The organism is Falsirhodobacter sp. 20TX0035 (assembly GCF_028307215.1).
Lineage (GTDB): Bacteria > Pseudomonadota > Alphaproteobacteria > Rhodobacterales > Rhodobacteraceae > Falsirhodobacter.
In genome coordinates this window covers 92,533-108,951 of the sequence record NZ_JAQMHV010000006.1, presented here as the reverse complement: position 1 = coordinate 108,951, position 16,419 = coordinate 92,533, and the positions used below count along the sequence as shown (strand labels likewise).

At 67.4% G+C, this 16,419-nt stretch carries 18 protein-coding genes; 5 read left to right on the top strand and 13 right to left on the bottom strand.

The features are described 5' to 3' along the window. Positions 1-26: 26 nt before the first annotated feature. The 8 genes from PIJ50_RS09390 to trpS form a co-directional block, all read right to left on the bottom strand. Entirely contained in the window at positions 27-416 is a 390-nt protein-coding gene (locus PIJ50_RS09390; RefSeq protein WP_271974689.1) for a GNAT family N-acetyltransferase, read from the bottom strand. Further along, positions 406-984 (bottom strand): tRNA (adenosine(37)-N6)-threonylcarbamoyltransferase complex dimerization subunit type 1 TsaB, encoded by a 579-nt coding sequence (tsaB, locus tag PIJ50_RS09385; protein ID WP_271974687.1) that lies wholly within the window; start codon positions 982-984, stop codon positions 406-408. Before tsaB ends, PIJ50_RS09390 begins: the two co-directional genes overlap by 11 nt. Further along, on the bottom strand, positions 974-1,534 hold the full coding sequence (locus tag PIJ50_RS09380; protein ID WP_271974686.1) for a NifU family protein: 561 nt from the start codon (positions 1,532-1,534) through the stop codon (positions 974-976). The genes tsaB and PIJ50_RS09380 overlap by 11 nt, the downstream gene beginning before the upstream one ends. 66 nt (positions 1,535-1,600) lie before the next feature. Continuing rightward, positions 1,601-1,861 carry a hypothetical protein gene (locus tag PIJ50_RS09375; protein ID WP_271974685.1) on the bottom strand — a complete coding sequence of 87 codons (261 nt, stop codon included), beginning with the start codon at positions 1,859-1,861 and terminating at the stop codon, positions 1,601-1,603. Positions 1,862-1,916: 55 nt separating this feature from the next. Continuing rightward, positions 1,917-2,372 (bottom strand): universal stress protein, encoded by a 456-nt coding sequence (locus tag PIJ50_RS09370; RefSeq protein ID WP_271974683.1) that lies wholly within the window; start codon positions 2,370-2,372, stop codon positions 1,917-1,919. 52 nt (positions 2,373-2,424) lie between these two features. Then, a complete protein-coding gene (locus PIJ50_RS09365) occupies positions 2,425-3,279 on the bottom strand; it encodes a branched-chain amino acid aminotransferase (protein ID WP_271974681.1) in 855 nt (284 codons plus the stop codon). Positions 3,280-3,450: 171 nt separating this feature from the next. After that, positions 3,451-4,506 carry a hypothetical protein gene (locus tag PIJ50_RS09360; RefSeq protein ID WP_271974679.1) on the bottom strand — a complete coding sequence of 352 codons (1,056 nt, stop codon included), beginning with the start codon at positions 4,504-4,506 and terminating at the stop codon, positions 3,451-3,453. Positions 4,507-4,508: 2 nt separating this feature from the next. Next, positions 4,509-5,552: a tryptophan--tRNA ligase gene (gene trpS / locus PIJ50_RS09355; RefSeq protein ID WP_271974678.1), complete on the bottom strand. Its 1,044-nt coding sequence runs from the start codon at positions 5,550-5,552 to the stop codon at positions 4,509-4,511. 73 nt (positions 5,553-5,625) lie between these two features. Between trpS and PIJ50_RS09350 the strand changes: the two genes are divergently transcribed. Further along, positions 5,626-6,303, top strand: coding sequence for a rhomboid family intramembrane serine protease (locus PIJ50_RS09350; protein WP_271974677.1), 678 nt, complete (start codon positions 5,626-5,628; stop codon positions 6,301-6,303). On the opposite strand, the gene murJ is transcribed toward PIJ50_RS09350, so the two are convergent. The 3 genes from murJ to PIJ50_RS09335 are packed head-to-tail and all read right to left on the bottom strand — an operon-like array spanning position 6,294 to position 11,729. Continuing rightward, on the bottom strand, positions 6,294-7,835 hold the full coding sequence (murJ, locus tag PIJ50_RS09345; RefSeq protein ID WP_271974676.1) for a murein biosynthesis integral membrane protein MurJ: 1,542 nt from the start codon (positions 7,833-7,835) through the stop codon (positions 6,294-6,296). The genes PIJ50_RS09350 and murJ overlap by 10 nt on opposite strands. Continuing rightward, positions 7,832-10,576 carry a [protein-PII] uridylyltransferase gene (locus PIJ50_RS09340; RefSeq protein WP_271974769.1) on the bottom strand — a complete coding sequence of 915 codons (2,745 nt, stop codon included), beginning with the start codon at positions 10,574-10,576 and terminating at the stop codon, positions 7,832-7,834. Before PIJ50_RS09340 ends, murJ begins: the two co-directional genes overlap by 4 nt. Then, positions 10,560-11,729, bottom strand: coding sequence for a penicillin-binding protein activator (locus PIJ50_RS09335; RefSeq protein WP_271974675.1), 1,170 nt, complete (start codon positions 11,727-11,729; stop codon positions 10,560-10,562). Before PIJ50_RS09335 ends, PIJ50_RS09340 begins: the two co-directional genes overlap by 17 nt. 83 nt (positions 11,730-11,812) lie before the next feature. Here PIJ50_RS09335 and rsmI point away from each other — a divergent pair, with 83 nt between their 5' ends. The 3 genes from rsmI to gshB are packed head-to-tail and all read left to right on the top strand — an operon-like array spanning position 11,813 to position 13,932. After that, complete coding sequence (gene rsmI / locus PIJ50_RS09330; protein ID WP_271974673.1) at positions 11,813-12,643, top strand: 16S rRNA (cytidine(1402)-2'-O)-methyltransferase; 831 nt, start codon at positions 11,813-11,815, stop codon at positions 12,641-12,643. Next, positions 12,640-12,963, top strand: coding sequence for a YraN family protein (locus PIJ50_RS09325; protein ID WP_271974671.1), 324 nt, complete (start codon positions 12,640-12,642; stop codon positions 12,961-12,963). The genes rsmI and PIJ50_RS09325 overlap by 4 nt, the downstream gene beginning before the upstream one ends. Before the next feature lie 36 nt (positions 12,964-12,999). Continuing rightward, positions 13,000-13,932, top strand: coding sequence for a glutathione synthase (gshB, locus tag PIJ50_RS09320; protein ID WP_271974669.1), 933 nt, complete (start codon positions 13,000-13,002; stop codon positions 13,930-13,932). A 49-nt stretch (positions 13,933-13,981) separates the two neighbouring features. Here gshB and hemP read toward each other — a convergent pair whose 3' ends face one another. Next, positions 13,982-14,134 (bottom strand): hemin uptake protein HemP, encoded by a 153-nt coding sequence (hemP, locus tag PIJ50_RS09315; protein WP_442900727.1) that lies wholly within the window; start codon positions 14,132-14,134, stop codon positions 13,982-13,984. A gap of 5 nt (positions 14,135-14,139) precedes the next feature. Next, on the bottom strand, positions 14,140-14,265 hold the full coding sequence (locus PIJ50_RS09310; protein ID WP_271974667.1) for a hypothetical protein: 126 nt from the start codon (positions 14,263-14,265) through the stop codon (positions 14,140-14,142). Positions 14,266-15,008: 743 nt separating this feature from the next. On the opposite strand from PIJ50_RS09310, the gene PIJ50_RS09305 reads away from it, so the two are divergent. Beyond that, a complete protein-coding gene (locus PIJ50_RS09305; RefSeq protein WP_271974665.1) occupies positions 15,009-16,283 on the top strand; it encodes an O-antigen ligase family protein in 1,275 nt (424 codons plus the stop codon). Positions 16,284-16,419 lie beyond the last annotated feature (136 nt).

The window sequence follows — 16,419 nt, the reverse complement described above, 5'->3', positions numbered from 1 at the left end:
TGATTGTGCCCAGTATAAGCGACTGACTAGAGAGGGCAACGCATCACAAGCGCGTCCACCCCCCCATAATAGCGGGGGCGGCGGGCCACTTCGGCAAAGCCGTGGGCGGTGTAAAGGCGGATCGCGCCGGGATTGTCGGCGGCCACTTCCAGAAAGGCCGTGTCGGCGGTTTCGGCGGCGCGGACAAGGAAGCCCACGACCAGCCGCGCCCCGATTCCCCGGCGGCGGGCGTCGGGATGGGTGGCCAGCGTCAGCAGCTCCGCCTCTCCGGCGATGGCGCGGCCGATCAGGAAGCCCTGATCCTCGCGCAGCAGGAACACGCCAGGGCTTTCGGCCGCCGATTGCAGGTCGTGTGCCGACCAGGGCGCGGGGTGGGTGAAGGAGGCCGCGTGGATCGCGGACAGATCATTCCACATCCAGAATCACCGGCGGCGGGTCCGACGGCGGGGCTGCATCCGCGCCGCGCAGGTAGAAGGGCGCGGGTGGGCCATCCGGCGTTCGGGTGGCGGCCACGCGGGCGATCGCCTCGGCCAGCGGAAACAGCGGGGGATGCTGCGGGCCGTCAGGGACCGTTTCGGTCAGGCGGGCCGGGGTGTCGGGGCCGAAGGTCTGGACATAGAAGGCGCCGCGCCGGGCATCCTCGGCCACCACGAAGGGGCGGGGCAGGCCGTGGGCCCGCGCCTCAAGGGTGGTGACGCCAAGGGCGGGAATGTCCAGCCCCAGCGCCAGACCCCGAGCCGCCGCCACCGCAATGCGCACGCCCGTGAAGTTGCCGGGGCCGGTGCCCACGGCCAGCGCGTCCAGATCGGACCAGCGCTTGCCCGCGTCGGCCAGCACCTCTTCCAGCAGGGGGATCAGGCGTTCGGCCTGGCCCTTGGCCATCGGCTCCTCGGCCTGCGCCAGAACCGTGTCGCCTTGCAGCAAAGCGGCCGCGCAATGCGCGGCCGATGTGTCGAAGGCAAGGATCAGCGCGTCAGGCCGCAACCGGACGCACCTCCAGCACCTCGGGGATGTAGTGGCGCAGCAGGTTCTCGATCCCCATCTTCAGCGTCAGGGTCGAGGACGGGCAGCCCGCGCAGGCGCCCTGCATGTGCAGATAGACGATGCCGCGATCAAAGCCGTGGAAGGTGATGTCGCCGCCATCCTGCGCCACGGCCGGACGAACACGGGTGTCCAGCAGTTCCTTGATCTGCTCGACGATGTCGCCATCCTCGCCATTGTGTTCGGCATGGGCGGAGGCCGCGCGTTCACCGGCGATGACGGGTTCGCCCGACTGAAAATGCTCCATGATGGCGCCCAGCACGGCGGGCTTCACATGGTCCCATTCGCGGCCTTCGGCCTTGGTCACGGTGATGAAGTCGTGCCCGAAGAACACGCCCGCCACGCCGCCCACGGCGAAGATGCGCTTCGCCAGGGGGGAGGCGCCCGCCGCCGCTTCGGACGGGAAGTCCGCGGTGCCGAGGTCCAGCACCTGCCGGCCCGGCAGGAACTTCAAGGTGGTGGGGTTCGGGGTGGGTTCGGTCTGGATGAACATGGGCAGCCTCCAAGGTTGGCACCGATATGCGCCCGAAGGCCGCCCCTGTCAAGTTTTGGAACGATTCTAATCGGCGACGAACTTGTTGAAGCGCGAGGTGCCGCCGTCGGCCACCTTGTCCTGATACAGGAAGGTCAGGCCGCTGTTGTCGAAGATCTCGAAGAACTCCTCCCACTCGATCGGGGTCAGGTTCTCCTCGGGTTCGCCGAAGTCGATGCGCAGGATGCCGCCTTCGCCCTTCGTCTCGATCTTGGCAGGGTGGCCGTCGCGGGACTCGGCCCATTCGCGGATCGTGTCGTGGTCTTGGGTCTTGTGCGATTCGGACATGGTTTCCTCCGGGGGGTTCGGCAGGGGAAACCGCAGGTGCGGCGGGAAGTTCCCGTCAGGTGATCGCTTCCAGCCGCTCCTTGGACAGATCGCCCGGCACCACCGTCACGGGAATGGGCAGGGTGCCCGCGTTGCGGGTCATCTGCGTCACGAGGGGGCCCGGGCCGCCCTTTTCCACGCTGGCGCCCAGTACGAGGATGCCGATGGTGGGGTCCTCCTCCACCAGCTTCAGGATCTCCTGCCCCGTGTCTCCCTCGCGCACCTCCAGCGAGGGGTGGACGCCCTGCCGGTCGCGCATCCATTTCGCGAAGACCTCGTAATGCGCCTCGATCCGCTCGCGCGCCTCGGTCCGCATGACATCGGCCACGCCCATGAAATGCTGCATGTCCTCCTGCTCGATCACGGCCAGGATCACCACGCCGCCCCCCGTATGGGCGGCGCGATAGGCGGCATAGCGCATGGCGTTCAGGCATTCGCGGCTGTCATCCAGCACGACAAGGAATTTCCGCATGATCCGTCCTCCCCGACCGATGTTGGCCGCATGGTCCTGAAATGCAAGCGCCTCAGCGCGAATGGGCGAAGTCCATGTACAACTCGCGCACCCGCTTCGTGACGGGGCCGTGGGCGTATTCGGTGTGGTCGAACCGCGTCACCGCCTGCACCTTGGAGAAGTTGCCCGACAGGAACACCTCGTCCGCCGCATGGAAGTCGTCGAAGGTCAGCACGGTTTCCCGCACCTCCACCCCGTCGGCGCGCAGGTTGGCGATGTGGCGCGCGCGGGTGATGCCCGACAGGAAGGTGCCGTTGGCGATAGGGGTGAAGACGACGCCGTCGCGCACCAGGAACACGTTGGCGGTGGCGGTTTCGGCCACGTTGCCCATCGCGTCCGCCACCAGCGCGTTGCCGAAGCCCTTGCGCTTGGCCTCCACCAGCATGCGCGCGTTGTTGGGATAAAGCGCGCCCGCCTTGGCGTTGCAGACCGCATCCTCCAGCACCGGGCGGCGGAAGCGGGTGCGCGTCAGCGTGGTGGTGCGGTCGGCCGGGGGCAGGGGCACGGCTTCAAGGCTGATGGCGAAGCCCGTCGAATCCTCGGCCGGGGACACGCCCAGGTCCGACCCGTCCACGGCCCAGTACATCGGGCGGATGTAGACGGCCGTGTCATAGCCCTTCAGCCCCTCGCGCACGATCTCCACCATTTCGGCCGGATCGACGGTCGGCGTGATCATCAGCGCTTCGGCAGAGCGGTTGAGCCGGGCGCAGTGCAGGTCCAGATCCGGCGTCACGCCGTCGAACAGGCGCGCGCCGTCGAACACGTTGGAGCCTTGCCACAGCCCGTGATCGGCGGCCTTCATGACCGGGATGTCGCCCTCGTGCCAGCTGCCCTCGAACCAGGTGCGGATCTGCGTGCCGAATGCCATCATGCTCTCCTTTGTCGCGGAGGGTGGTTAGACCATCATGGCGCCGGGTGGGCAAGGGGCGCCTTCGGGGGAGTGTCTGGGGGACGGGAACCCGAAGGCGCGGGCTGGGTCGAAGAACAGGATGCAGCCAAGGACAACATGCGCCGAATCGGTGGCAGTTTCATGATAACGTCAGCGGGCCCAGTGCCGCAATCCGCGCAGGGCCAGCGTCTGACCCAGCTGCGCCATCATCCCGGCCAGTGCCAGCATCAGGCCGAAGAACCCTGCGGCCAGCCCCAGCGCGGCGTTGGACAGCCGGACCGTGGCGCGCAGGAACCGCGCCTTGCCCAGAACCTCCATCCGGCCCACGGTGCGGGCGCCCAGCGCTTCGGAGGCGTTGGCGATGCGCCGCGCCTCGGCCGCGTCGTCCACGTGGCGCAGAAGGTGAAGGGTTTCCAGCGGGGGCAGCGCCCCTTCCATCCGGTTCACGCTGCGGACCACGTCCAGCACCGGGTCCAGTGCGGCGGGGCGCAAAAGGCGGGCCACGTCGTCGGTGCCGCGCACGGCGGGCAGGGCGGCCCAGTCCACCCCCTCGCGCACGGCACGGGTCAGGCGCGTGGTCAGCGGCGGCGACAGAAGGCGCATCCGGCGCGCGGTCTTCACCACCGCCGCGCCCGCCCGCACCCCCACCGTCGTCCCGCCCGAGGCGAGGATCAGCGCCGTCGCCCCCAGCCCCACGGCCGACAGGCCCACATCCAGCACATCCACCGGTTCGTCCGACAGATAAGCCAGCCCGCCCCGCGTCAGGCCGGCAATGTCGCCCAGGCTGGTCAGCGCCACCGGCGCCTGGCACAGCAGCATCGCCGACAACTGGCAGTTCGCCGCGTCATAGGCGCAGGCCGCGCAATCAGACATCTGCGTCCAAAGGCCGCCATCCACCGCCCGCGCCGCCTCAATCGCCGCGGTGTCGACGGGGATGTTCCGCTCGGCGGCCACGGCGAGGACGGCGTCGATGGCGATCCAGTTGCGCGGGTCTTCGGCCAGAAGGGCGGCAAGGCGCTGGGCGATGCGCGCGGGGGTCGCCTCCTCCGCCATGGCGCGGTCCATCGCGGCAGTGATCTCGGCCCCCGCACGGTCGGTGAAGGGGCGCAGGTCGGGGTCCCGCGCGATGCGGATCCCCGACCAGAGAGTGAAGACCAGCGAGCACGCCAGCAGGGCCGTCAGCCCCGCCCGCGCCGCCAGCCGCATCCTCAGACCTGCCGCGAGCGGATCATGCCCACAATGTCGTAGACATCATTCAGGATGGGCGAGGAGATCGCCTCCGCCCGTTCCGCCCCGCGGCCCAGGATGGCGTCGATCTCGTCCGGCTCCTGCATCAGGCGGTTCATCTCGGCCGTAATGGGGCCCAGCTTTTCCACCGCCAGATCGGCCAGCGCCGGCTTGAAAGTGCCGAACTGCGCGCCCGCGAATTCCGTCAGCACGTCGGCCGTGGTCCGGTCCGACAGCGCCGCGTAGATGTTCACGAGGCTGCGGGCGTCGGGACGTCCCTCCAGACCCTCCACATTGTCGGGCAGGGGCTCGGCGTCGGTCTTCGCCTTGCGGATCTTCTTGGCGATGGTGTCGGCGTCGTCGGTCAGGTTGATGCGGCTTTGGTCCGACGGGTCGGATTTCGACATTTTCTTCGTGCCGTCGCGCAGGGACATGACCTTGGTCGCCGGCCCCTCGATCAGCGGTTCGGTGATGGGGAAAAAGTTCACCTTGTAGTCGTGGTTGAACTTCGCCGCGATGTCGCGCGTCAGCTCGATATGCTGCTTCTGATCCTCGCCCACCGGGACATGGGTCGCCTTGAACGCCAGGATGTCGGCCGCCATCAGCGACGGATAGGCCAGCAGCCCCAGAGAGGAGTTTTCAGAGTTCGCGCCCGCCTTGTCCTTGAACTGCGTCATCCGGTACATCCAGCCGATGCGCGCCACGCAGTTGAAGATCCACGCAAGCTCGGCATGCGCCCGCACTTGGGACTGGTTGTACAGGATCGACCGCTTCGGATCGATGCCCGAGGCGATGTAGGCGGCCGCCACCTCACGCGTCTGCTGGCGCAGCTTTTCGGGGTCCTGCCAGACGGTGATCGCGTGCAGGTCGACGACGCAATAGAGCGTCTCGATCCCCTCGTCCTGTTTTTGCGCAAAGCGCTTCAGCGCGCCGAGGTAGTTGCCCAGCGTGAGGCTTCCCGAGGGTTGGATGCCCGAGAAGATGCGCGTGGGGAAAGCCTGAGGCGTTTGGACCGGCTCGGCCATGATGTGAACTCCGTCTGGAATGTGTCAGGGTTTCCGCTTAACGCTGGGGGCCGTGGCAAGGCAAGGAAAAGCGATGCAGACCGAGGCTCCGATCAATCCGCTCCCCTGGGTCGTGTGGCTGCTGGCGCTGCCCATGATCGCGATGGAACTGGCCTTCGCGCTGGGCCAGTCGGGGCTGACCTCCAACCCCGGCGCGCTGGGCTGGCGGCTGGAGGCGGTGGAGCGGTTCGCGTTCTTTCCGCAGATCTTCAAGGCGATGTGGGCGGCGGGCGACTGGCCGCCCCAGCACGTGATGCGGATCGTCCTTTATCCCTTCGTGCAGGGGTCGGTCACGCAGGCGATCTTTGCCGTGGTGATCCTTCTGGCGCTGGGCAAGACCGTGGGCGAGGCGTTCCGCCCGGTGGCCGTTCTGGTCGTGTTCTTCGGCGCGGCCATCGCCGGGGCGCTGGTCTTCATGGCGCTGCCCGGAAACGTGATGCCGCTCTATGGCGCCTATCCCGCCGTCTACGGGCTGATCGGTGGCTTCACCTTCCTGTTGTGGGTGAACCTGGCCGGCACGGGCAGCAACCCCTACCGCGCATTCAGCCTGATCGGCCTTCTGATGGGGGTGCAGCTGATCTTCGCGGCGCTGTTCGGGGGCGGGCTGCAATGGGTGGCGGACCTTGCGGGCTTCGCCGCCGGGTTCCTGCTGTCCTTCCTCGTCAGCCCCGGCGGCTGGTCGCGCGTGATCGCCCGCGTCCGTCAGCGCTGACGGCGCATCGCGGCCTTCATGTCGGACGGGCGGAACGCCCCCAGCAGGAAGGCCGAGCCGAAATAGCTGACGATCCCCAACGCGACCAGCGCCGCAAGTGCCCCGTAACGCAGGGTGGGGGCGGCCAGCGGGCCCGCCAGCGCCTGCGTCGCCGCCCAAAGCACCCCGCCCATCACGACCGAGGCGAGGAGGATTCGCGGCAGCCGCGCCTTCAGCCGGGCGTCGGGACGCACCGCATCCCCCATCCGCCGTGCCCCCCACCACAGCTGCGCGAACATGACCCAGCCGGACACCGTGGTGGCCAGCGCGGCGGCAAGGAACCCCATCACCGGCATCAGCCCCACGGCGAAGACCACGTTCACCCCCATCGCGCACAGGGCGAAGCGGAACGGGCTGCGCGTGTCCTCCCGCGCGTAATACAGGGGCTGGAACAGCTTGTGCAGCACGAAGGCCGGCAGGCCAAGGCCGTAGGCCGCCAGCACCAGTGCCGTGTTGTGCGTGTCCAGCGCCGTGAACGCGCCGCGCTGATACAGGACCTGCACCAAAGGCAGCGCCAGCACCACCAGCGCCACGGCGGCGGGCAGGGTCAGCAGGGCCGCGAACTCCATCCCGCGGTTGAAGCTGGCGCGCCCGCCCTCATGGTCCCCGGCGCGCAGGCGGCGCGACAGTTCCGGCAGCAGCACCGTGCCGATGGCGATGCCCACCACGCCCAAGGGAAGCTGATACAGCCGGTCGGCATAGGACAGCCAGCCCACCGCCCCTTCGGTGAAGGACGCGACCTGCCGGCCCACCAGAAGGTTCACCTGCACCACGCCGCCCGCCAGCACGGCCGGCCCCGCGATGATCAGCAGGCGCTTCAGTTCGGGCGTCAGGCGCGGGCGGCCGGGCAGGAAGGTGTAGCCCGCCCGCCGCGCCGCCCACCAGGTGAAGGCGAACTGCGCGATCCCCGTCACCGGCACCGTCCAGGCCAGCGTCAGGCCCATGTCCCAGTTCATCCGGTCGGCCAGCAGCATCGCCAGGATGAACACGATGTTCATCAGCACGGGCACGACCGTCGCCTCGGTGAAGCGGCCATGGGTGTTCAGCACCCCCGACATCAACGCGACAAGGGAGATGAACAGGATGTAGACGAACCCGATCCGCCCGTATTCCACCGCCAGCCCGAACCGTTCGTCGCCCCCGAAGCCCGAGGCCATGGCCCAGACCAGCAGCGGCATCGCCAGCGTGCCGATCAGCGTGACCGCGACCAGCACCGTGCCCAGACCGTTGAACGCGTCGCGGGCGAAGCCCTTCGGATCCTCGTCTCCTTCGACCTTCTTGGCGAACATCGGCACGAAGGCCATGTTGAACGCCCCTTCGGCAAAGAAGCGGCGGAACATGTTCGGCAGGGAAAAGGCGACAAGGAACGCCTCGGCCGCGGGGCCCGCGCCCAGATAGGCGGCCATCATGATGTCGCGGGTGAACCCGGCCAGCCGCGACCCGAAGGTCCAGCCGCCGACGGTCAGGAAGCCGCGCACAAGGCTGCGACTCAACGCCCCGCCCTCGCCGCGCCTTCGGTGATGGCGCGGCGCAGCTTTGCCTCCAGGCTTTCGCGGCGGGACCTGTTGTGCAATTTCAGTCCGAACATGTCTTTCACATAGAAGGTGTCGACGACCTGTGCCCCATAGGTCGCGATCTGCGCCGACGCAATGTAGATGTTGTCGGTCGCCAGCGTGCGGGTCAGGTCATAAAGCAGGCCCGGACGATCCCGCGTGTCCACCTCGATGATCGTGTAGATCTCGGATCCTTCGTTGTCGAAGACGATGTGGGTGGGAAAGCGGAAGGCGCTTTCGCGCTTCTTCACCTTGTCGCGATCCGCCAGGGCCTCGCGGGTCACGACTTCTCCCTTCAGGATGCGTTCGATCATCTGGCGCAGGCGGGGCAGGCGGGCCACCTCGTAGGGGGCGCCGTCGGCGTCCTGCACCCAGAAGACGGTGGTCACGTAGCCGTCCTTGGTGGTGTAGGTGCGCGCGTCGACCACGTTCGCCCCCGCTAGCGCCAAGGCCCCGGCAAGGCGCGAGAAGATGCCCGGATGATCGGCCAGCGCAAAGCAGGCGCGGGTGGCGGCGCGGTCGGGTTCGGCGTCCAGCTCGATCCGGATCTCGTCATCGCCCAAGCCCCGCAGCATCCCCGCCAGCACGACATGGGCCGAGGTCGGAAGCCCCTGCCAGTAGGGGGGATAGTGGCGGTTCATCTCGGCCCGCAGCTGGCGCGGGTCCCAGTCGGCCAGCGCCTCGCGCAGCGCGCGGCGGGCCTCGCCTTCGCGGGCCTGCCGGTTCAGCGTTTCCATCCCGCCTTCCAGCACGGTTTCGGTGTCGCGGTGCAGCTGGCGCAGCAACTGCGCCTTCCAGTTGTTCCACGTGCCCGGTCCCACGCCGATGATGTCGCACACGGTCAGGATCGTCAGCAGGTCCAGACGGCGGCGCGACCGCACGGCCTTGGCGAAATCCCGCACCGTGCGCGGGTCGGAGATATCGCGCTTCTGCGCCACGTCCGACATCAGGAGGTGATGGCGCACCAGCCATTCCACCGTCTCCGACTCCTCGGCCGTCAGGCCAAGGCGGGGGGCGACGCGGCGGGCGATCTGTGCGCCGATGATGGCGTGATCCTCGGGCCGGCCCTTGCCGATGTCGTGCAGCAGAAGTGCTATGTAGATGACGCGGCGGTTAGCACCCTGCATCACCTCGGGCGTCATGGGCAGCTCGTCCGCCAGCTCCCCCTTCTCGATCCGGGCGAGGGTGGAGATGCACTGGATCGTGTGTTCGTCCACCGTGTAGTGGTGGTAGACGTTGAACTGCATCATCGCGACGATGCGTCCGAATTCGGGCATGAAGGCGCCCAGCACCCCCACCTCGTTCATGCGGCGCAGGGCGCGTTCGGGGTTGCCGTGCTTCAGCAGCAGATCAAGGAAGATCTGGTTCGCCTCGCGGTTCTGGATCATGTCCTCGTCGATCAGGTCCAGATTGGCCGCCACCAGACGCGCTGCGTCCGGGTGCATCATGTAGCCGGTGCGCAGCGTTTCTTCGAAGATGCGCAGAAGGTTCAGCTTGTCGGCCAGGAAGGTCTGGGGATCGCGGATCTCGATCCGGCCGTGGGACAGGCGGAACTGCGGGCGCAGCGCCTTGCGGCGGCGGATCAGGCCCAGAAGGTCCGGCTCGCGCTTGGCGTGGCGGGCTTCGAGTTCGGCCAGGAAGATGGAGGTCAGTTCGCCCACCGTCGTCGCCTGCCGGAAATAGGCCTGCATGAAGCGTTCCACGCCGCGGCGGCCGGGGCGATCCTCGTACCCCATGCGGGCCGCCACCTCCACCTGCATGTCGAAGGTCAGCTGGTCCACGCCGCGGTTGGCCGCGTAGTGCAGATGGCAGCGCACGGTCCAGAGGAAGTCCTCGGCGTCGCGGAAGGTCTCATACTCCTCGCGCGTGAACAGGTCGGCCGCGACCAAGCCTTCGGCGCGGGGCACGCGGTGCAGGTACTTCCCGATCCAGTACAGCGTCTGAAGGTCGCGCAGCCCGCCCTTGCCTTCCTTCACGTTGGGTTCCAGCACATAGCGCTGGCCCCCCTGACGGCGGTGGCGTTCGGCGCGTTCCGCCAGCTTGGCCTCGATGAACTCCGGCCCCGACTTGCGGAACAGGTCGGTCCACAGGCGTTCGGGCAGTTCGGCGGCCAGCGCCGAGTCGCCCGTCAGCACGCGGTGTTCCAGAAGGGCGGTGCGGATGGTGATGTCCTCGCGCGCCATGTGCAGGCAGTCGCGGATGGACCGGGTGGCGTGGCCCACCTTCAGCTTCAGGTCCCACAGGATGTAAAGCGTGGCCTCCACCGCCGCCTCGATCTGCGGGGTGCTGCGGGGCGGAGTCAGGAACAGCAGGTCCACGTCGGAAAACGGCGCCATCTCGGCCCGGCCGTAGCCGCCGACGGCGAGCACCGCCACGGGAGTCTGCCCGTCAAGGTGCAGGTCGCAGGCCAGATGAAAGGCCGCGCCCACCATGGCGTCCACAAGCCGCGCCTGATCGCGGATCAGCGCGCGCGAGGAGAGGGGGTTTTCGGCAAAGCTGGCCTTCAGCCGGGCTTCCGTCGCCACCCGCGCGGCGGTCAGGTGGCGGACGGCCACCTCGCGCGCCGCGCGGGGATCGAAGGGGCGGGCCAGATCGGCGCGGATCGCCGCCAGAAGGCCCGTTTCGGTCGGAAGGCCGGTCAGAAGGCCGTCGCGGGGCCCCGGCTCAGAAGCCGAAGCCACCACGGAAGCTACGGGGGGCAGGGTCAATCACGCTCACCTGGTTGTTGGAGATCTGCGAGACGGCGAGCGCGCGTTCGTTGGTGCCGTCGGGCAGCAGACGGAAGGCGCCGCCCGTTCCGGCAAAGCCCGCGCTTTGCGTCAGCGCCGGACGGCTGAGCGGTTTGCCCGCCTTCACCAGCGCGCCGATGGCCGCCACGCCGTCATAGGCAAGGCCCGACACCGGGTGCGGCGCGCGGCCGTATGCCTGAGTGTAGCGCTGGACGTAGCCGCCCCACAGCGCGGGATCGGGCTGGGCGAACCAGCCGCCCTGCAGGCTGGGCAGGCCCAGCGTTTCGGCCGGAATGTCCCAGCGGGTCAGGCCGATGAACTGCACCATTTCCGGCGCAAGGCCGTTGCTGCGCAGGGCGGCCGTGATGGCGGGCAGGGCGCCTGCCGTGTCGGCCGTCAGGAAGACGGAGTTGGCACCCGCCCCCTGCGCGCGCTGGGCGATGCCCGGCGCCGCCTGCTGGATCCCGTTCTGCGAGAAGCTGTAGCCTTCCTGCCCGACGATCGTGGCGCCCGCCTGCTGCGCGCCGGCGGTGATGGCGGCACGGCCCGCCTCGCCGGCGGCGGTGCTGTCATAGACGATCATCATCCGGCCGGAGTTCCGCCCTTGGGCGTAGCTGGCCAGCCGGCGCGCGGTGTTCTGGAAGGTCTGGCCCAGCACGAAGACGTTCCCGCCCGCGACCGAGGTGTTGTTGGAGAAGGCCAGCACGCTGATGTTCTGCGGCACGGCGGCGCCTACCGCATTCGCCTCGGCCGCGTAAAGCGGGCCGAGGATGATGTCGGCACCCGCACCGACGGCCTTTTGCGCCTGGGCCGCCGCGTTGCCGGCCTGACCGGCGGTCGGATAGACCTGCAGCAGGATCTGACTGGTGCCCAGATCGCGGATCGCCAGACGGGCCGCGTTTTCCAGCGCGCGGGCCAGATCCTCGTCGCTGGCCTTGCCCGATCCCGACGGAACCAGAAGGGCGACCTGCACGGCCCCGCCGCGGCTGGCCGCAGGCGCGGTCCCGGCCGTGTCGATCGGCTGGCACGCGGCAAGCGCAAGCGCCGACAGGGCGACGACGGCGCGGCCCATCTGCTTGCGGGCGCGGCTGAAAACGGACAACATTCGCGTATTCCTCATCCCTGTGGCACTTCGGGGCAGAGCCTAGGGCGGCAGGAGGGGGAAAGCAACTTTTGGAAGGACGGAACATGGCGCTGGCGGCTGGGCTTCACTTCGTGGCCACCCCGATCGGTGCGGCGCGCGACATCACGCTGCGCGCGCTGGACATCCTGCGCGACGCCGACGTTCTGGCGGCCGAGGACACGCGCACCCTGCGCCACCTGATGGAAATCCACGGCATCCCGCTGAACGGCCGCCCAATGGTCGCCTATCACGACCACAACGGCGACAGCGCGGGCCCCCGCCTGATCCGGGCGATGGAAGACGGCAAGACCGTCGCCTACGCGTCCGAGGCAGGAACCCCGCTGGTGTCCGATCCGGGGTTCGAACTGGGCCGCGCGGCCATCGCCGCCGGCCTGCCGGTGCTGACCGCGCCGGGGCCCTCGGCCGTTCTGGCGGCGCTGACGGTGTCGGGCCTGCCGTCGGACCGGTTCCTGTTCGCGGGGTTCCTCCCCTCCGCCTCCGGCGCGCGCAAGAAGGCGCTGGCCGAGGTGGCGGGCGTGCAGGCCACGCTGATCTTCTACGAATCCCCCAAGCGGCTGGCGGCGTCCCTGCGCGACATGGCGGAGGTGCTGGGCGACCGTTCGGCCGTGGTGTGCCGCGAACTGACCAAGAAGTTCGAGGAAACGGTGCGCGACACGCTGCCCGCGCTGGCCGAGGCCTATGCCGACGCTTCGGTGAAGGGGGAGATCGTGGTGCTGATCGACCGCGCGCTGCCGCAAGCCGCGACCGAGGCCGATGTGGAAACCGCCCTGCGCGCCGCCCTTGAACATGCCAGCGTCAAGGACGCCGCGGCCGAGGTCGCGGCCCGCCTGAACCTGCCGAAACGTGACGTCTACCAGCTGGCCCTGAAGCTGTGAGCGCCACGAACCACCATGCCGGGCTTGCGGCAGAGGACATCGTCATCCGCCATTACGACCTTCCCGTGGCCGCCCGCCGCTGGAAGGGCCCGGGAGGAGAGATCGACCTGATCCTGCGCGACGGCGCCCGGGTGATCTTCGTGGAGGTGAAGGCGGGCCGGAACGCCGCCCTCGCCCTGCAGCCACGCCAGATTGCCCGCATCCGCAACTCTGCCCTGGCGTGGCTGGGGGACGAGCCGTTGGGCCAGCGCACCGAGTGCCGTTTCGACGTGGCACTGGTGGTGGACGGGCGGGTGGAGGTCATTGCCAATGTCCAGTAGCTGCGCCAGAACAGGGCGCAAAGAAGGAGATACCGCATGAAGGTCGCATTCCAGATGGACCCGATCGGGTCCGTGAACATCGACGGCGACAGCACCTTCCGCATCGCGCTGGAAGCGCAGGCGCGCGGGCACGAGCTGTTCCACTACCAGCCCGAACACCTTGCGTTCGACGAGGGGCGGATCACGGCGCGCGGGCAGTTCATGACGCTGCGGCGCGAAAAGGGCAATCACGTCACGTTCGGCGACACGCAGGTCGTGGATCTGGCGGGGTTCGACGTGGTCTGGCTGCGGCAGGACCCGCCCTTCGACATGGGCTACATCACGACGACGCATCTCTTGGACATGCTTCCCGACCGCGTGCAGGTCGTGAACAACCCGTTCTGGGTGCGAAACTTCCCGGAAAAGCTGCTGGTCCTGACCTTCCCGGACCTGACGCCGCCCACGATGATCGCCCGCGACCTTGCCACCATCCGCGAGTTCAAGGCGCGTCATGGCGACATCATCCTGAAGCCGCTTTACGGCAACGGCGGCGCGGGCGTGTTCCGGCTGGACCCGAACGACCGCAACCTTGCCTCGCTGCACGAATTGTTCACCGGCATCAACCGCGAGCCGCTGATCGTTCAGAAGTTCCTGCCTGCCGTGTCCAAGGGCGACAAGCGCGTGATCCTGGTGAACGGCGAACCGATCGGCGCGATCAACCGTGTGCCCCAGGCGGGCGAGACGCGGTCGAACATGCATGTGGGCGGCCGCCCCGAAAAGGTGGAACTGACGGAGCGCGACCGCGATATCTGCCGCATCATCGGCCCGACCTTGCGCGAAAAGGGCCAGATCTTCGTCGGCATCGACGTGATCGGCGACTGGCTGACCGAGATCAACGTGACCTCGCCCACCGGCCTTCAGGAGCTGGAGCGGTTCGACGGCACCAACGGCGCGGCCCTGATCTGGGACGCGATCGAAGCGAAGGCCTGAACCAGCCTCCCAGCAGGAGAAGGCCCGCCATCCGGCGGGCCTTTTTCGTTCACTTCGTCAGGATCAGCTTGCCCGCCCGTGTGATCCGCAGGCTGTAGATCTGCCCGTTCAGCACGATCCGCGCCTGATTGCCGCCATCCGTCAGGCGGGTGGCGTCATGCACGGGCATGCTGGTGTCGATCAGGTGGGAAAGGTCGGTCATCGCGTTCATGATCTGCGCTCCAGTCGGTCGATGAGAAGGGAAAACCCGTGGGTCGGGGCAAGGCCGGACAACACCTGCCGCAAGACTTCGGTCAGGTCCGTGTCGGGCTTTTCCGGGGGGCGGTGTGTCATGGCATTCCTGCGGGACAAGTGGCTCTGTGACTCAAATCCTTAGTGATTATCTCGGGCTTGTAAAGCCTGATTTATTTACTCGGGAATAAGTTGGCGCTTGATGCACGTGTGCCGTGATGCCTTCGGCGGGAAGAGGCAACACGGTGGATCGCTCCGCCGCGCCGAAGCTGTGCCCGGGCCAAGCGTAGTAGACGTTCAGCGTGGTCTGGCCATCGCGGGGGGCGGCGGCTGCGGCCATGGTCAGGCCGCAAGGGTCGCGGCAAACGCTTTCACGGTGCTCTCGATGGGACATGTCGATACTTGCGAGTTTCACGCTGAGCTCCGCAGGCGTTCGATGTGTCCTTGTTCCAAGGCTTCAAACCTGCATGTCAGCCAACCCGATGTCGCAGTCGGTCCAGCAAGTTCCCTTCGATGTGATCGCTTCATTTGGAGGGCGGGCGCCCTGACGCTGCCTTCGAACGCGTCCAGAGGAAGAAGCTTGCGCTTGCGTTTGGTTGATCACCCCGTCACATCCTCTGTTGTGATCGGTGGTGTGGAAGCGTTACGACGTTGCAGATGGTCATCGTTGGTATACATCACGCCCCTGCTGCGTTGGCACGGGGCATGATGTAAACGGTCAAGCATGAAATGCATTGGTTGCACGCACGCCGACCGCTAAAGATGTAGGAAGCCGTGGGGCAAGCCCGTGGCTTGTGAGCTGTCCCGTCCTCCTGGACCCACCCTGTCTGTTTAGGTTCGATTGCATGTTGAGTGACCACGCCACGTTTCCGCAGCCGTCCCCCCGGGTCGCAAGGCGGGCGGTTCGCCGGAAGGGGCTGACGATCCCGTGGGCACCCGAAGTTGTTTTTTCGTTCCTGGCGATCCTGGGGCTGACGCTTGTCTCTCTCTTGGGGGCCAAGGGTGTTCTGTTGTTCTTGCTGTCGGGGATGGCGCTGATCGTGACAAATCCCGACGGGACGCTGCGGGGCATGCGTCGGGAATGGTTGCTGATCGTGATGGCGCTTTGGTGCCTCGTCTCGTTGGCCTGGTCGGATTATCCGGCGCTCAGCTTACGCTACGGGATCCAGCTCGGCCTGACCGTGATGATCGCCATCGCCATCTGCCAGAGGATCACGCCACAGGCGCTGATCAAGATCGTCTTGCTGAGCTATGGGATTGCAGGCCTTCTCAGTCTGGCATCGGGCCGGGCGCGCAGCGGGGGGATGGGTTTTCTGGGAATCTATGGCAGCAAGAACTCGCTGGCTTTTGCGATGGGCGTGCTGCTGCTGGTGTCCCTTGCCGTTCTTCTTGATCGCCGGATGCCGCGCCTCTGGCGCGGGCTGGCTCTGCCGGGGGCCGGGTTGGGGGCGATGCTCATGGTGATGGGAAATTCCACGGGGGCCTTGGTGGCCATAGCCGCTTCGATCGCAACCCTGATGCCCATCATGGTGCTGCACCGGATGAAGGCGAATGCGCGGGTGGTCGTGATCGTGCTGGCGGCGGTTCTGGCGGTGTCGATGGCTGTCATGCTCTCGACGATGGCCGATGATCTTGCGCTTGCATTCCTGAACACCACCGGAAAGGACGTGACCCTTACAGGCCGGACCGACCTGTGGCACGTGGCCTTTGGCGAGATCATGCAGCGGCCGTTTCTGGGAACGGGGTTTCAGGCCTTCTGGGTTCAGGGCAATCCTCGGGCCGAAGAGTTGTGGGCCGAGTTCGGCATCTCGACGCGGGGCGGCTTCAACTTCCATAACACCTTGATTTCCAACGCCGTCGAGATTGGGTTGGTCGGGGTGGCCCTGCAGGCCGTGGTGTTCTTTTCCGCGGTGTATTTCAGCCTGGTATGGGCAGTACGGAGTCCCTCGGCAGCCTCGTTGTTCCTAGCCCTGCTGATGGTGCGGGAGGTGATGTTGATGGGGGTCGAAGTCGTGTTCTTCTTCCAGTTCGGCGTAGACACGATCCTGATGGTCGCCGCGCTTTATTACGGGCGAAACTTCCGCCTGATGACCGGCTCCAGGACAATGGCCAGAATATAAGGTTGCGCCGGAAGCAGGGGCGGTTGGCCCGATCCGCAGCCGGGCGTGGGTCAGGCGATCCATCCCGAACCTGTCGGTACGAGGCGCACCTCGTCCTTGTGACGGGCAAAGCGACGAAGTTCCGCATCGATTGCGA

Bases quoted from the DNA above. Each gene is read 5' to 3' on its own strand.
- PIJ50_RS09390 (WP_271974689.1), bottom strand. From the start codon at position 416: ATGTGGAATGATCTGTCCGCGATCCACGCGGCCTCCTTCACCCACCCC.
- PIJ50_RS09380 (WP_271974686.1), bottom strand. From the start codon at position 1,534: ATGTTCATCCAGACCGAACCCACCCCGAACCCCACCACCTTGAAGTTC.
- PIJ50_RS09375 (WP_271974685.1), bottom strand. From the start codon at position 1,861: ATGTCCGAATCGCACAAGACCCAAGACCACGACACGATCCGCGAATGG.
- PIJ50_RS09370 (WP_271974683.1), bottom strand. From the start codon at position 2,372: ATGCGGAAATTCCTTGTCGTGCTGGATGACAGCCGCGAATGCCTGAAC.
- PIJ50_RS09365 (WP_271974681.1), bottom strand. From the start codon at position 3,279: ATGGCATTCGGCACGCAGATCCGCACCTGGTTCGAGGGCAGCTGGCAC.
- PIJ50_RS09360 (WP_271974679.1), bottom strand. From the start codon at position 4,506: ATGCGGCTGGCGGCGCGGGCGGGGCTGACGGCCCTGCTGGCGTGCTCG.
- trpS (WP_271974678.1), bottom strand. From the start codon at position 5,552: ATGGCCGAGCCGGTCCAAACGCCTCAGGCTTTCCCCACGCGCATCTTC.
- PIJ50_RS09350 (WP_271974677.1), top strand. From the start codon at position 5,626: ATGCAGACCGAGGCTCCGATCAATCCGCTCCCCTGGGTCGTGTGGCTG.
- PIJ50_RS09335 (WP_271974675.1), bottom strand. From the start codon at position 11,729: ATGTTGTCCGTTTTCAGCCGCGCCCGCAAGCAGATGGGCCGCGCCGTC.
- rsmI (WP_271974673.1), top strand. From the start codon at position 11,813: ATGGCGCTGGCGGCTGGGCTTCACTTCGTGGCCACCCCGATCGGTGCG.
- gshB (WP_271974669.1), top strand. From the start codon at position 13,000: ATGAAGGTCGCATTCCAGATGGACCCGATCGGGTCCGTGAACATCGAC.
- hemP (WP_442900727.1), bottom strand. From the start codon at position 14,134: ATGACCGACCTTTCCCACCTGATCGACACCAGCATGCCCGTGCATGAC.
- PIJ50_RS09310 (WP_271974667.1), bottom strand. From the start codon at position 14,265: ATGACACACCGCCCCCCGGAAAAGCCCGACACGGACCTGACCGAAGTC.
- PIJ50_RS09305 (WP_271974665.1), top strand. From the start codon at position 15,009: ATGTTGAGTGACCACGCCACGTTTCCGCAGCCGTCCCCCCGGGTCGCA.